The sequence below is a fragment of the Flagellimonas pacifica genome (genome assembly GCF_900215465.1).
Lineage (GTDB): Bacteria > Bacteroidota > Bacteroidia > Flavobacteriales > Flavobacteriaceae > Flagellimonas > Flagellimonas pacifica.
The window spans coordinates 252,594-268,094 of sequence record NZ_OBEH01000004.1; the positions used below are offsets into that span (position 1 = coordinate 252,594).

General features: G+C 37.2%; 14 protein-coding genes. 11 read left to right on the top strand and 3 right to left on the bottom strand.

Features of this window, described 5'->3' with window-relative positions:
• Positions 1–425: 425 nt before the first annotated feature.
• From CRO15_RS13775 to CRO15_RS13805, 7 genes are all read left to right on the top strand, one after another.
• Positions 426–944 carry a hypothetical protein gene (locus CRO15_RS13775; RefSeq protein ID WP_097046423.1) on the top strand — a complete coding sequence of 173 codons (519 nt, stop codon included), beginning with the start codon at positions 426–428 and terminating at the stop codon, positions 942–944.
• A 508-nt stretch (positions 945–1,452) separates the two neighbouring features.
• On the top strand, positions 1,453–2,217 hold the full coding sequence (locus CRO15_RS13780; protein ID WP_165769958.1) for an arylamine N-acetyltransferase family protein: 765 nt from the start codon (positions 1,453–1,455) through the stop codon (positions 2,215–2,217).
• Positions 2,218–2,486: 269 nt separating this feature from the next.
• Positions 2,487–3,215, top strand: coding sequence for a hypothetical protein (locus CRO15_RS13785; protein WP_097046425.1), 729 nt, complete (start codon positions 2,487–2,489; stop codon positions 3,213–3,215).
• 6 nt (positions 3,216–3,221) lie between these two features.
• The gene (locus CRO15_RS13790) at positions 3,222–3,710 is read left to right on the top strand and encodes a hypothetical protein (protein ID WP_097046426.1); all 489 of its coding nucleotides are present in this window, start codon (positions 3,222–3,224) and stop codon (positions 3,708–3,710) included.
• Between the two features lie 11 nt (positions 3,711–3,721).
• A complete protein-coding gene (locus tag CRO15_RS13795) occupies positions 3,722–4,552 on the top strand; it encodes a hypothetical protein (protein ID WP_097046427.1) in 831 nt (276 codons plus the stop codon).
• A gap of 197 nt (positions 4,553–4,749) precedes the next feature.
• A complete protein-coding gene (locus CRO15_RS13800) occupies positions 4,750–5,007 on the top strand; it encodes a hypothetical protein (protein ID WP_097046428.1) in 258 nt (85 codons plus the stop codon).
• Complete coding sequence (locus CRO15_RS13805; RefSeq protein ID WP_097046429.1) at positions 5,004–5,267, top strand: DUF1871 family protein; 264 nt, start codon at positions 5,004–5,006, stop codon at positions 5,265–5,267. The genes CRO15_RS13800 and CRO15_RS13805 overlap by 4 nt, the downstream gene beginning before the upstream one ends.
• A gap of 494 nt (positions 5,268–5,761) precedes the next feature.
• Here the strand turns inward: CRO15_RS13805 and CRO15_RS13810 are convergent, their stop codons facing one another.
• The 3 genes from CRO15_RS13810 to CRO15_RS13820 all read right to left on the bottom strand — a co-directional run bounded on the left by CRO15_RS13810 (position 5,762) and on the right by CRO15_RS13820 (position 10,174).
• Positions 5,762–8,074 carry a relaxase/mobilization nuclease domain-containing protein gene (locus tag CRO15_RS13810; RefSeq protein ID WP_097046430.1) on the bottom strand — a complete coding sequence of 771 codons (2,313 nt, stop codon included), beginning with the start codon at positions 8,072–8,074 and terminating at the stop codon, positions 5,762–5,764.
• A complete protein-coding gene (locus tag CRO15_RS13815) occupies positions 8,071–8,457 on the bottom strand; it encodes a hypothetical protein (RefSeq protein ID WP_097046431.1) in 387 nt (128 codons plus the stop codon). Before CRO15_RS13815 ends, CRO15_RS13810 begins: the two co-directional genes overlap by 4 nt.
• A 502-nt stretch (positions 8,458–8,959) precedes the next feature.
• Positions 8,960–10,174, bottom strand: a complete 1,215-nt coding sequence (locus tag CRO15_RS13820; RefSeq protein ID WP_097046432.1) for a site-specific integrase — start codon at positions 10,172–10,174, stop codon at positions 8,960–8,962.
• Positions 10,175–10,532: 358 nt separating this feature from the next.
• On the opposite strand from CRO15_RS13820, the gene CRO15_RS13825 reads away from it, so the two are divergent.
• From CRO15_RS13825 to CRO15_RS13840, 4 genes are all read left to right on the top strand, one after another.
• On the top strand, positions 10,533–12,575 hold the full coding sequence (locus CRO15_RS13825; RefSeq protein WP_097046639.1) for an amidohydrolase family protein: 2,043 nt from the start codon (positions 10,533–10,535) through the stop codon (positions 12,573–12,575).
• Positions 12,576–12,673: 98 nt separating this feature from the next.
• Positions 12,674–13,171, top strand: coding sequence for a GNAT family N-acetyltransferase (locus CRO15_RS13830; protein WP_097046433.1), 498 nt, complete (start codon positions 12,674–12,676; stop codon positions 13,169–13,171).
• A gap of 272 nt (positions 13,172–13,443) precedes the next feature.
• Positions 13,444–13,821, top strand: coding sequence for a DUF2200 domain-containing protein (locus CRO15_RS13835; RefSeq protein WP_097046640.1), 378 nt, complete (start codon positions 13,444–13,446; stop codon positions 13,819–13,821).
• Between the two features lie 105 nt (positions 13,822–13,926).
• Positions 13,927–14,805 carry a bile acid:sodium symporter family protein gene (locus CRO15_RS13840; RefSeq protein ID WP_097046434.1) on the top strand — a complete coding sequence of 293 codons (879 nt, stop codon included), beginning with the start codon at positions 13,927–13,929 and terminating at the stop codon, positions 14,803–14,805.
• Positions 14,806–15,501 lie beyond the last annotated feature (696 nt).

Sequence of the window (15,501 nt, forward strand, 5' to 3'; positions counted from 1 at the left end):
AGACAATACTGGATCGCCAATCTAACCGCAAATGGACTTGGGCACCGGTGCCTAGATCGATTCCTAAGCAATACGGAGGTTTATCGGAAAACTACTTTCCGATCAGTTCGGAGTAGAGCGCAATCGGAACGCTGACTTCCCCCTACCGGGGCGGCAATGCGCAAGCAACGCCCGCCGAACGTTCTCACAGCGCAGGCAGAACCCTGGAAAAACACTTTTTACAACAGAACCTATACGTAATGCGGACTTTTAGGCGTTCGGCGAAGGTTTGCGTATTTTTATGAGGTCGCAAAATCTTATGGATTTTGCTCTGGACAGGAAAAAATAAACCGAAACAATAAGCTTTTGCTACGGGCCGTGGCGCAACGGGAATTGCATTCCCGCTCCCCCACTACGCATAGCTCAAGCGTTAGCAAATATTTACATTGAACAACTGGAAAGAATATATTGAACAGAAATTTCAACCGCAATCGGACTTTCAAATTGAAGATGGGACGTTTGACAATGGAAATGGAATTTATAGACTCACCCATAATTTGACTGGCACAATTTTCGACTTCATTTATCCGGACGAGGATTGGAAAAAAATCGGAGATGTTCAATTTTACAATCCAAAGACAAAAGGTAATTCAGGTGAGTTTTGGGAGTCAAAATTTTCAGAAATTGAAAAGAAAAAGTTAGATGATTTTCTTGAACCAGCTATGAAAACTGGATGGTCAAGCCAAGATTTTTATATAGCAAATAAACATTATAAATCTTATGTTTATTGGAATCAAAAATTTACAGGAGACAGATTTGATTATAATACTGGGTTTGGCTGTTTTTCTGTTCTTATTTTTCCGTATTTCTGGATTAACACTATGTTGAAAAAAAGAAGAATAATTAGCGGAATGAAGGAAGTGATAATCGAACCGACGGAAAAAACATTTGCTAACAATGCCTAAACGTAATGCGGGCTTTAGGTCAAAACCGAAAGGTCTGTGTATATTTATGAAGTCGCTAAATCTTTGGGATTTAGCTTTAGACAAGAAAAAATAAAACTAAACCAAAAGCTTTAGCTTCATGCGCAGACGGAAACGAAAAGTTTCCTTGCCTCTGCACTACGCTTAGCCCAACCGTTAGCGAACATTTAAATCAACGGATTCAAAAATTGCGCAAACGGACTTCTCACTCGAACGCAATCTGAACGCAGACGGACTTGCCAAGCAGACGGAATAAATCGGATTTGGTATTTGTTTGCTTAGGGACGTTAGTCCGTCGGATTTTTTGCGCTTTTTTGCCAACTACTGAGGGACAAAAAAAGAAAAACGATTCGCTAACAAAACCTATAATTAATTACTCGGGATTTTCCTGTCGGAAAATCCGCGCATTTTTGCTATGTTTAGTGTACGGCGGGAAATCCTAACGGATTTCTGGCCGCAACTAATCATAGCCCGACCGTTAGCATACATTATGAACACTAAGGAATATTTAAGTAGAATCAAGTTTTTTGGTAAAACAAAAGCTGACTTAAATACCTTAAATCAACTTCATCAAAATCATGTTTTTCACATCCCTTTTGAAAACCTAGATATTCAAAGTGGACAAAAAATACATCTGGAAAAACAAAAATTATTCAACAAAATAATCAAAGCCAAAAGAGGTGGATTTTGTTATGAACTGAATTATTTATTTCTGTCTCTGTTAACAAATTTAGGCTTTGATGCCAAAATGATTTCTGCAAGAATATATGACAATGATAATTTAGGACCCGAATTTGACCATATGGCAATAATCGTTAGTTTAGAAAATGAAGAATTGCTTGCGGATGTTGGATTTGGAGATTTATTTATTAAACCTTTAAAAATCAAACAAGAAATTGAACAAATTGATGGAGGGAATATCTTTAAATTTAGTCGCTTTAATGAACAATCGTATTTACTTTCTAAGTCAGTAAATGGACTTGAATTTGAAAAAAAGTATGTCCTTGAGACCAATGAAAAAAGATTGGAGCAGTTTTTACCTCAATGTGAGTTAAAACAGCAATCGCCGGACTCATATTTTGTACAAAACAAGGTCTGTACTATAGCAGAAAAAAACGGTCGAAAAACAATTTTCAATTCTAAGTATATTGAAAAGCAGCATGGGAATAAAACGGAATTGATAATTGAAAACAAGGAGCAAGAAAAAAATATACTGGAAAAAGAATTCGGCATTGCGGAAAATAACGTATGCTAACAATGGCTATAGCAAATAGGGCGTAAAGTGTTATATTTAATGGCTTGGGCTTACTTACTAAGTCCGCCAAATCTTTTGGATTTACTCATGTGATTTCTATTTTCAATAATGAATTCGTGATAACGCTGCGCTAAGTTGGCAATTAAAAAAGAAAAAATAATTACAAAACAAAAAGCTCTGGCTAGCAGACCAGACGGAAACGAAAAGTTTCCTTGCCTGCCCTACTTGCCATAGCCGAGACCGTTAGCAAACATTAAAAAAACAAAAGAATGGAAAGATTTAAAAAAACTCTGAGTTCAAAAGTAGTTCAAAACCAAAACTTTGAGAATTCAACCCCTAAGGGGTCAGGAACTATGATTTTATGTAAAAATAATAGTCAACTGTGTAATGATTTAGGTTCCATTTTTGAAAACAATGACTCAGAAGCACTGAAAAACGCAATTGACAAAATTAAGAAAGACATTAATTCTAAGCCTTCTCTGACAATTGAAGAAGCATCTGAAACTATTAAAGGTGAAGATGTTATTGCTGATATTTACTACGGGGATAAATTAATTGCAGAAAATATACCTGTAAGTGAACAAAATCCTGCATTAATTTATCTTCCATATAATGGAGGTAAAATAGAAAATGACCTTATAAGGATTACTCAAAAATCTACATCGGAAGCCGATTCTGAAAGTGAATTAATTTCTAGCAATCTAATTTTGAATAAACCAACACTTTCTCTAGTGGAACAAGATGCATTATCTCAAATTCCAGATGACTTTGATGCTAGAAATCTTGGAGGTGCAGCGATTTGCTATGCTGCAACATTAGTCGCTTTGGCATATACTGTCATAGCTGCTTGTTCTGCTTGTAACGAAGATAATATTCCAACAGATTTAATCAGATTCAAAGATGAAGAAATTACAAACTGGGGACCTCAATTAAGTGCCAAAAAAATTCTTGAAAAGCGAAGAGACTTATTAAATGGAAGATTAGCTGGAAGTTTTTAGAAAAAAATGAAACTGATTTTGATTATTACAATTTTTTCTGTCTGGCTTGCTTTATCATTAATGTCTCAATTTGGTATAAATAAATTCAAAAGAAACGTATTTTCCAAATTATTGCTTCCTGAGTGGCGTTTTTTCTCTCCTCAACCTTTGAGCAATGATATGATTTTGTATTACAGAGATAAAAATTCTGATTTCCTTACTCACTGGAAACCCGCTATACCTGATTTGGATTCAAAATTTTATAATTTCTTATTCAACCCAAATAGAAGAGTGAGAAAGGCAGTTATTGATGCATCAAAAGTTCTGTCCATAAAATTCTCGGAGGACAATGAAGGTATCCATACAACTGTACCTTATTTAGTATTGCTTTTTTACGTGAGTTCTATTCCCAGAGATTACTTAGCCACAGAAACTCAATTTGCTCTAATTACAAGTTCTCACCAGAAAGAAAAAAGTGAGTTAATTTTTTCTTCTTCATTTCACGCCCTTGAGTAATACTAGTGAATATGGATTACAATTTTATTTTTAGAATTACAGTATTGCTTGTAAGTATATCTTGTTTAGTATCATTTAGTGAGTGGTACGTGTTATTGAATAACATTAAAGTTAAAAATGCTTTTGCTTGGGAGGTTTATAGTACGCAAAACAAATACTACCAAAAGAGGTTCTTTTTGAAGTTCATCACACCATTCTTATCGAACAAAGTCAATTATTTGCTGTATGGTGGTATGATTTCCTCCATCTTATTAATTATTGGGACATTTATAACTTCCTATTCTTATTTCCTATTACCGCTTCTATTTGTGTTACTCCTATTGAAACAAATTCAAACACCTTTTGGCTTAGAAGGCTCAGACCAAATGCAATTAATAGTTGTAGGTAGTTTATCTCTTGTTTTATTAGATATAGAGAAAGGTGCTTTTCTTGCATTCGTTTTCATCTCCATACAATTAATATTTTCTTATTTCTTCGCTGGGTTATCTAAAATTAAAAGTCAAGTATGGAGAAATGGAGATGCAATAACTTTAACTTTAAAAACCAATTCCTATGGGAACAAAGCAATTTTTGAATTTTTAAAAAACAAGACTAAACTTTCAAAAATCATATGCTGGTTTATCATTAGTTGGGAAATCTTATTCATACTAAGCCCATTTTTACCAACTAACTTATTTTACTTAATGGTATTCCTTGCGTTTTTATTCCACCTATCTAATGCACTAATAATGAGGTTGAATGGATTTTTTTTAACTTGGATTTCAACTTTTCCAAGTATTGTATTTTTCCATTTATGCTTAGTGGGAGAAGTAGAAACGTTTGCTAACATTGTGTATAAGTAATAGCGGTTTAAGTGATAAAACGAAAGACAAAACATAAAACAAAGGTCAGTTCAAAACCGAAAGGTTTGTGAGTAGAAATCCGCTACTACTCATACACGATACCGTTGGTAGCCATTTGGTACGTTAAAGGCACATAGTTTACAAAGTTAAACGGACATAGTTTACACTTTTTTAGGATATAATTTGAAGAATGAATTATGGAGGTCAATTTAGCATATTATCGAAAAAAAGATTGGAGAAAATTCTTGGAAATGATCGACGACAGGGACAGCATGCACGATACTTGGAAAGAATGGCATAAATCATATTTAATAGCAAAAAGAAACCTGACTTCCCAAGGTTTGGTCGTAAACGATTTTGCTGTTGATTTGAACGAATTAAAAAAATACTGTTCGAATCGAGGATTGAAAATTGACGGGAAGGCTCGGTCTCAATTTGTATCTGACATAAAATGAATGAAGAACATATAGTTAAAGTACAAGCTTTATTAACCGAATGGAATCCACTCGGAAGTCAATCGGCTCAAATAAGCGACTTAAATAATTATGAAATTGAAGCGACCGATATCCTGTTTCATATAAAAAAAAACAATACGGTGGATCAGATAAGTAAAATGATAACTACTGTTTTAAATCAGGCTTTTGGAATTCACGTGGAACCGGTTAAATGCAAAATAATTGCTGAACAAGTTCAAATTATGCTAAAAGAAAAATAAAACTGCGAAAGTACCACAAGTCCTATAAGAAATGCGGGGTAAGTTCTGTATCAAAAGGCTTCCGTATATTATATGAAGTCGCAATATCTTTGGGTTTTTACTTTCGATAAAAAAACAAATCCAAAAGCTTTTACTGCGGGTTTGACAAAAAGTGAAATGTAGATTTGCATCTGCAATACTCATAGCTCCGGCTATGCCAACTTTTAAAAAAAGTGCTTTCTTATCTCAATTTTTTTTGATGTTTAGGGTAGTAAGAGAAAAACTTTCATCAATTCGGGAGCTTTGGCATCAATTTTAATCCCAAATCTTACCATAACTAACCTGCGCGTGGATCCTGCGGAGTTTCTTTAGCGTTCAGGCAGATAAGCGTTAAGAAGAAACTCTGTAGGGCGCAACCATACCTTTGCTCGGCACACCATACCTTTTCTCTCCCTATCCACAAAAAAGCGCCCGACAGGGCGCAAAATCCCATATCAAAAACACCTCTTCAAGTTTTACCACGGAAGCCCCATACCCATGCCTTTCCTTTTTGGTTTCGTAAAATCCGAAAACTCGTCTTTGAAGCCGTTATAGACTTCTTCGGTTTTCTTGCCGCTTCCGCTCAATAAGGAACTAACGGCATAAACACCTTTTCTGAGTAGTCTATTTTGTTGGATATTGTAATGCCTCGCTGATGCTGTGTTCACACTTTCGCGAAGTCCGCTATCCATATGATGCTGCACCATTTCCCGGTGCAGGTTCGGGTACACTTTTTCCGCCGTTAGCATAAAGGCGACCTTGTCGTACATTCCCCTTTCCATTAGATGTCCCGCCCATAGATTTTCGAGATTGTTCCGGCCCTCTTCAATAAGTCCATTGATGACGGGTTGCTGTTCTTTTAATGCTTCGTTCAAATCGGGTATTGAACGCAAATACTGGCTAGTTCTTTTCGGCAATGGGCAACTTGTTTTGTTGTTTATATAAATGGATTTGATTTCGAACCCCTTCGCCCCTTTTACAAAATAGAACCCCTTGGCATTGAAAAAGGCGATATAGTCCTTCGCTGATTTTTCAAAGGGGGCGTGCATCCGTTCGGCATGTTTGACATACGAGCCTAAGGCGACACTTTCAAATTGCTTTTTGTAAACAGGATTCATTTTATCATAGAGTTTCGGGAATATCATTGGTAGGAAAATGGTCGATGCCATTGGTTTGGGGCTATTGTCAGAAGATTGTTCCGATAACATTTCGAGCATCAAATGGTTTTGGCGCACAAAGCCCGAAGACACATGTTTTTCCATATTCTCGGGGAAGGGCAAATGATTTAAGGGAACGGGAACCGAATGCTTGTTCGAATTGGTAAAGGACAACTTGTTGTTGTTATATTTTACGCCCAAGGATTGGAACAAAAGACGAACGCTTCCTTGCTTCGTGCCGACATTAAAAACCTCTTTTCTCAATACGTTACCAATGAGCTTGAATTTGTTTTCCAGGGTTTCCTTTTCTTTTTTGGTCTCCAGTTCATACAATCTTTCCCTGACCATGGGAAAGGTATTTTCAACCGCTTTCCTGAATTCGGTCCTTCGATTTCTTGGGATATAACGTTCCAAGAAATTATGGTTTTTTGAGGCCGTCAAGTTGGGAACAATATCGCCGAAGTTCATGGTCATGATATGTTCCGAAAGCAATCCTTCCTGTTTCTGGGATTTCAGATAGGATGTTGTCAATGCCTCCTTTATGACTTTTTGGATTTCCAGTTTGAACTGTTTGCTTTCTGTATCGAATTGCGTGGGTTCGTTGCCGTTGCTAAAAATATCCTTTCGGTTTTGCATTCGGATGTTTTTCCCAAGCTCCCTTGCCCTGAAAACATATCCCGATTTGTCATAGATTGTATATCCCTCGATAACTTCTTCGTTTTTGTCCAATTTTATGTCGATATCGTGATATTCTTTGAGAACATCTTCTATTTCAGTCGGACGGATAGTTTTAAAAAGACCATAGGTGGTCTCTATCTGTTTCAACAGGCGTTTCCTGTGCATCGGGAGCAGTCTCGATTTGGAATGTAGGTCAAAGACCTTTTGCAGTTTCGGACCGCTCAATCCTCGGTGTACGGCAGAGCCGTTGATGAACCTTGTCCGGTAGCCTTTTTGATTGTTCAGACCAAACGCTACCCCTATCCTTCCCGATTCGCTTTTGGTTTGTTTAACATCAATATGATAGGGCTTGACCAGTTTTGCGAGTTCCTCGAAACTGCGCACCTTGTATTTTTGGTTGATACCGTTCAGCACGTCCTGCAAATAATATTTCGTTCCTTTTTCCGCATCCATCTCGAACTGTAACTCGGGTAATCGGTATATCGGGAGTTGCCTTTTCTGTTTCGTTGTTGGTGCCTGAAACAGACCATACTTTTTTTCGAGGTACTGCCGTGTCGCTATGCTCCTTCTATGGCTATTGAAGATTCCGAGTACTTTTCCATCTTCTTTTACATTGGTGGTAACGATATGGACATGCTCGTGTTTGGTATCGTGGTGCCTGACAACTACATAGGGCTGCCTCCGGTAGCCCATATTTTCCATGTACTCTTCGGAGATTTTTAGGAAAGTACCGTCGTCAAGGTGTTCCCCGTGCGGAAGGTTCAGGCTGATATGTGCATAGCGGTTTTTGGTATCGTTGCGCTGTCCCTGAAAATGGAGCACGTTACCGAAGAACTTTGGCGATATGCTTTGGGAAAACGTGTTGCCGTAACCAAGTATTCGCATACCTTCCTTTCCGAAGACGTAGTTCAATGTCCCCTGACAGGTTTCGCCATAAATGATTTTTGCTATCATCCTGTTTTTTCTTCCATTGTTATTTCGACAAGTAAGTATAGCAGGTCGTTAGCCTGTTTAATTTCCCGTTCGAGGTTCGAATTCGGACTTCTCAGGTTCTTGTGGTGCGCAATCTTGACGAGTTGGTTGATGTTGTTGCCGATCTTGTTGATATGGTAGGCAAGATTTGAAGTGTCGGGAAGCATATCCCTTTCTACGGACTCCTGTTTCAAGACCAATCTTCTAAGCAAAGGACTTATTACTCCCCTTTCAGAAATATCCAAATTATAGGCTGCGCAGATTTTTCTCAATTTATCGTATTCCGTATCGTTAAAACGAAGCATTACGTTATGGTACCGCTTCTTATTTCCCAATCGTTTTCGGCCTCTTTTGCGTTGTTCCATATTCGTTGCTTTTCAGGGCAAAACACTTCGCAAGAAGTAGACAATTCTAAGTTACTTAGAATACACCTCGCTATCCGTTTCACGGATAAATATATATAATAGATTTTGAATATAACTAACTTATAATCAATATATTATATCGTAAAACCATATGAGACCAATAGAGACCATTTAAGACCAAAAGACCTCCTATAATAGACCATTTGGAACTCGTTTATTTGAAGGAAATCGATAAAAGAGTCAATTCAATATCGCATTTTTTATGGGCAGGGAGAAGAAAGGGCAAGCGGTTTTTTCTACCGCTTGGGCTTTTGCGCGGTGCCGAGGGGGTCGTGCAAAACTGGAACGGAATGACTTCACGGGAGGACCGGCGAAGCGTGTCCGCAAGGGAGGATTGGAGTGGAAGGGTTGCACGACTTCCGCAGGGTCATGGGCATGAATGAACTATATTTGAATTAAGTAGAGCCGCGACTTAAATAGTTACTGGTCCGTAAAAGTAAAATTAGAAATTAATAACCCTATCTAAGGCATCATCAGTATCTTGATGCATAAAGTTGGCTTGGTAGTTAATTGTCGTTGTAATAGATGTATGACGATAAAGCTTTTGCAACATTTGAAGAGGGATTGCTTCACCCGCAATATTGCCAAAGCTGTGACGGGCAATATGCATAGTCAGTTTTTTATCAATATTTGCTTTGTTAGCAAGTCTTGACAGGTATTTGTTAAATTTTTTAGTTGCCGTTTTTGTTTTAGCCAAGACATCTTGCGCACTCTTCAAATTTGCCTTTTTCATTTCAGGAAAGATAAAATCATCCTCGTTATTTTTGTCGTTCTTGTAATGCTCTAGAATGGGGATGACTTTTTCGGGAAGCTTTAAGGATAAAAGTTTTGCATTTTTACTCATGCGATAATGCAGACGACCATCATAGATATCAGACCATCGTATATTGATCACATCCCCAACTCGCATTCCTGCCAGATAAAAACTAAAGAGCCAGACATTGCGCACATGGGTTTCTTGCGCAGTTAAAGTATCTAACGCTTCAATGTCTTGAATCTCTTCTTTGGTTAAACCGACTTTTTCAGTTTCCGGGAACTTAATGCGGATTTTATCTTTACCGAAAGGATAATGTTTGCGCTCAATAATACCCTGCTTAATAGCACGATTATAGAGGGTTCGTATGACAATCAAGGTATTAATCACGCTGCGTTGGGACAACTTTCTCTCTCCTTTTAAGTAGCTCATAAAGCGTCTTAGAAAAGCTTCATCAATTTCTTTGAAGGTAATTTGATTATTATTTGCAAAACGCATCACATGACCAATACGCGCCTTATCCGTAATATAACGATTGAGTTTTTTATTGACATTCAGTTCTTTCAGATAAGAATCAGCAACCTGTTTAAATGAAACTTTTGATAAAGGCGTAGTAATTTCTTTTTTTATGGTTTGGGAAGAGAAATCCGTTTTATCCGAGGTCAAAGTAAGTAGTGTTTTATTTGCCTCGGCTAATTTAGTAAGCAGAAGATTGTTTAATCTTACCGAATTGGGATGTGATTTGCGAACTATCTTATTTACTTCATCCCAATACTTGAGGTTTATGTACTGACCCGTATAAAGATAAGTTGAACGCCTTTCTTTAGTAATTCGAATAACAAGAGGATACTGCCCTTGTTTGTTAGGTTTCTTGCGAAGGGTTACTTTTATACTCGATGCCACAGTTGTAATGTTTAACCCAAAGGTACAACATAGGTACAACAAATAGTGGTTTTACTCGTATTTTAATGGTTTGAAAAACTACTGAAATTAATATAATCAGCTGATTATAAGACCATTTAGAGCCATGCTAGCCCAAAAAGGGTAGAACTTAAAATCCTGTGGGCATTTGCCCGTGCGGGTTCAAGTCCCGCCTCGAGTACAGAAACCCTTCTTAATCAACTGATTTTGAAGGGTTTTTTATTTAAAACAACAGTATTCAGGATTTTTTAGCTATCTCATTTCCTATAGCACTTGAAATAAGTATGGGCGTAACCATATGAATTACTATCTTCCATACATTATTCAAATTCAATTGATCATGAAAGTCCAATTTCTCTACTTACCATTTATCTTATTGCTTCTAATTTCCTGTAAACAAGAATCTTCAATAGTTTCTTCTTTGGTCGATTACCAAGGTGATGAAACCTATTCGGTAATTTTTGGCAGCACCACTATAGGACATCTTAAAACGCATACCATTGGAGACACTATCCAAATAGATTACGATTACAAAAACAATGGTCGCGGCCCCACCATGAACGAGACTATTGTATTAAACAAAAAAGGCTTTCCCGTTCAATGGAACATTGCCGGAAATACCACCTTTGGAAACGCCGTAGATGAGCATTATGAATGGAACGGAACCTTCGCTTCTTGGACAGACGCTACCGGAAGTGATAGCACTAACCTGGACAAAGCCGCCTGGTACGTGAACCAGTCAGGAAGCCCTTATGCAGAGATTCTTATGGCCCGTAGCCTGCTCAAATCACCTAATCAATCAGCAGATGTGCTCCCAGGAGGCACACTTCGGCTTACGGAGATGGAAAAAACCAATATTGTGGTCGATTCTACTAGTATAGACATAACAACCTACGCTATGTCCGGAGCAGACATGAACCCTTCTTATTTTATTGCCGACAATAATCAACGATTGTTCGCAATCATAAGCCCATCATTTGTTATTGTCCGCGAAGGGTTTGAAGCAAAAGAAAAAGAACTCAGGGCCTATGCCGAAAAATATTCCACTGAACGATTTGAATCATTACAAAAAAAGTACGCTCATAATTATGGAAAAAAAGTACGAATTGACAACGTAAGAATATTTGACCCCAAAACTTTGGCACTTACACCGCTGTCGTCGGTATTGGTTGATGGAGAACGAATTGTAAGTATTGATGCCCCTAATTCAGCAGGCACAGATGAAGTTGTTGTTGATGGAGCTGAAGGCACCTTGGTGGCCGGAATGTACGAAATGCATGCCCATACGGGAGATGAAGGAGCTTTATTGAATGTTTTGGCCGGAATTACCTCTTTCAGAGACATGGGAAATGACAATGCCGTATTGGATGAGTTGATCAAAAAAATAGATACTGGTATTTTGGCTGGACCAAGAGTGCATCGTTTAGGTTTTATTGAAGGGCAAAGTGAATACAGCGCAAATAATGGAATTTTGGTCTCTAGTGAGGCAGAGGCTTTAGCTGCTGTGGATCGTTATCATGAAATGGGTTTTTATGGTGTAAAACTATACAATTCCATGAATGGGGATTGGGCACCTGCGATAGTTAAAAAAGCTCATGAGTACGGAATGTTCGTATGTGGTCATGTTCCAGCTTTCTCCAACGCCAATGCGATGTTGCGAGCTGGTTTCGATGAAATGACACATATTAATCAAACCATGTTGGGTTGGGTATTGGAGCCGCATGAAGATACACGCACCTTGCTTCGATTAACTGCTTTAAAACGATTTCCAGGTTTAGACCTAAACAGTCCAAAAGTGCAAGAATCCATGGACTTATTTGTATCCAACAAAACTGCGATGGACCCAACACTGGCAATTCATGAAGTTTTGATGAAAGCAAGAAACGGTGAAATCTGGGAGGGAACCAAAGATTTTATAGATCATATGCCTCCAAACTCGCAACGCGGATACAAAGTGGCTCTGGCCGATGTGGCTTCTCCAGAAGATGACAAAGCTTATCGAGAAGGTTTTGATAAAATTGTAGAGACCCTAAAAATGATGAAAGACAAAGGAATCACTATTATCCCGGGTACTGACTTGGGTGGATCTTTCTTCTACCATCGTGAACTGGAGTTGTATCAACAATTAGGATATACTCCCGCCGAACTTTTAAAACTGGCCACCTATGATATGGCCCAATATCTTGGAGATGAAAATCTTGGAATAATTGAACCCAATGCACTCGCCGATTTTTTTCTAATTCCTGGGAACCCGGTTGAGGACATTAAAGCCATTAAAACTATTTCGCTGGTATCCAGAGCGGGCACATTCTATTATCCAAGTGAGGTCTACCCTGCTTTTGGTATTAAACCCTTTACCAAAATACCAGATGTAAAAGAGTAAAATTACCACTTCCAAAACCTAAAAAAGGTCTTCAATTAAATGCTTAATCATACAACCATCTTTGAACAAAGTGGTTATCGAACATTAAAAATTCAAGAATGATAATTGAAAGTGATGAAAAAAAAGATTTTGACACCATATATGAAATAATCAATGATGCTTCAATTGCCTACAAAGGAATTATCCCTGACGATAGATGGAAAGAACCTTATATGTCAAAAGAGGAATTGGAAACGCAAATAAATGAGGGTGTTGAATTTTGGAATTACAAAGAAAACAATAAAATTATAGGTGTAATGGGTATACAATTTAAAGCCGAAGTAACCCTAATACGACATGCTTATGTTAGAACTTCTGCAAGACAGAAAGGAATTGGCGGGAAACTATTGAACCATTTAATTAACAAGGCCGAAACACCAATTTTAATTGGAACTTGGGCAGATGCGTCTTGGGCAATTAGTTTCTACAAAAAATATGATTTCAGAATTTTATCGAATGAAGAAAAAAATAAATTATTGAAAACCTATTGGTCAATCCCGGAAAGGCAAGTTCAAACTTCTATAGTTTTGGCGAATAAAGACTGGGAAAGCAATTGATTTAATAATATGAAGGGCTTACAACCATTAGTTGACGGAGATGTCCCTTCGGGTGTGCAAAATCGCGTTACCATATCCCTCGCCTTTTGCCCACCCTCGTCAATGGGCTTGTATACCCAGCTTCAAGACCAAGTACCCTTTCCTATATATTTATAACAGAAAACTGGCAAAAGGCACAACCATCAACTATATTTATAACCCATGAGGCGAAAATGATGGCTTCTCTGGTAAGCCCCACAAAGCCAATTAGCTCTAATTTAAAATTGCAAAAAATGAAGGTTACAGCTGAAAAAAATGAAAAAGTTGCTAATATGGTCTTTGCATCTGTTTACCCCCTTTACTGGAATAGATTGGAAAAGCATGGTAGAACTAAAGAAGAGTTCCATCAAGTAATAGAGTGGTTAACTGGTTTTGATGAAGATAAATTACAAACACTTATTACAGAGAAAGCAACATTTAGAACGTTTTTTGAAAAAGCAAAAATCCATCCCAATACACACATGATTAAAGGAGTTGTTTGTGGCTATCGAATTGAAGAAATAGAAGATGAATTTGAAGTGTATAAACAATGTAGACGTATGGAAAAGCTGATTGATGAATTGGCCAAAGGGCGTAAAATGGAGAAAATTTTACGGAAAGAAAAGAAATAAAAAACTGGCGCTAACAAGGTGTATAGCACATGCCTTAAGGGATATGCACCATACAACTAACCAAGGGCCAATTAGCACATAGAACTTTAAATAATTAATCAACTTATGACTATAGCCGAACTTATTAGTAAAGTATTCTTACCATTATCTCTTGCTATTATAATGCTAGGTATGGGAATGACTTTAATTCCAGCCGATTTTACTAGAATTATAAAATATCCCAAAGCAATTTTAATTGGACTTACCAATCAACTTATATTTTTACCTATTATTGGTTTTTTACTAGCTATAGCTTTTAGTCTAAACCCTGTAATGGCAGTTGGATTAATGATTTTAGCAAGTTGCCCTGGTGGCCCAACCAGTAATTTGATAACACAAGTTTGTAAAGGAAATATTGCATTATCGGTCACATTAACTGCTATTGCCAGTATTGTAAGTATCTTGACCATACCGTTTATTCTATCTTATGCATTAGAGTATTTTGGCAGTAACACAGATGTTATAATCAAATTACCAATAATAGATACTATAATACAAATAATGGGAATCACAGTGATTCCTATTTCGATAGGAATGTTCATTCGGAAACACAAAACCAATTTTGCAAAACGAATGGAAAAACCAATGCGAACTGCTTCAACTGTAATTTTTATATTAGTATTTATCGCTGTATTAGCTGCCAATGCGGATAAACTAATAGATGGAATGAAAGAAGCAGGACTAGTGACATTATTACTTAATATTGCGACAATGGGATTAGGATATCTCACCGCTCGGTTATTTAAATTAAATTTAAAAAATGCTATTTCAATCACAATTGAGAGTGGCATACAAAATGGAACCTTAGCACTTGTAATTGCAACTTCTATATTAAATAATGTAGAAATGGGTATTCCAATAGGAGCCTATGCCATATGGATGTTTCTAACTGGTGGAATTTTAATGTGGCAATTGGGAAAAAGACCTGATTTAGATTATAAATAAAAAATACTAAGCCAAACAATGTGTATAGCTCATTGCAGTTACAACGGAAAGAATCCTGCGGATAATTCCACAACGAAATCATGGCAGAGCGTTAGTATTTACTTATTCTCACCTACTTCTAAAAACCGTATTACTTTTGTATTTGATATATAATATAAGGTGAAATAGTAATCCAAATAAGCACTAAAACCCAAACCCGTCCTTGTACTATATTATAATCGTGGAACAGTTTATTCCACGAATGTCCAACTACATAGTGGCCAAATAAAAACTCAAAAACTACGGTGAGGACTAGCCATAGCACGCCAATAATTATAGCCTGATTGGCAGACGTTGGCAACCATAACTTAAATAGTATCCAAACATATATACCAAAAAGCACAATCATACTCACAGTGGATATCTGATGCGCTTGAAGCTCAGTAAGGCGGTTTGATAAGAATTTCTCCCTAAACAAACCGTTTGCCATCGCAACAAAAATCATAAGAAACCAAGCTATTATATACTTCCACATTGTCATGTTATTTTTACTTGTACCTCATAATATATAAATCTACTCTACGCTGTATTGATTTTTAATGACTTTTATCATTACAAAGCCCAACTGTTGTGTACTTGGTTGCACATTTGGTAATTATTATGCCCAAATCTTCCATAACCCTCATTTTCACAACAAAATCCAGTTGCAATAGTTGT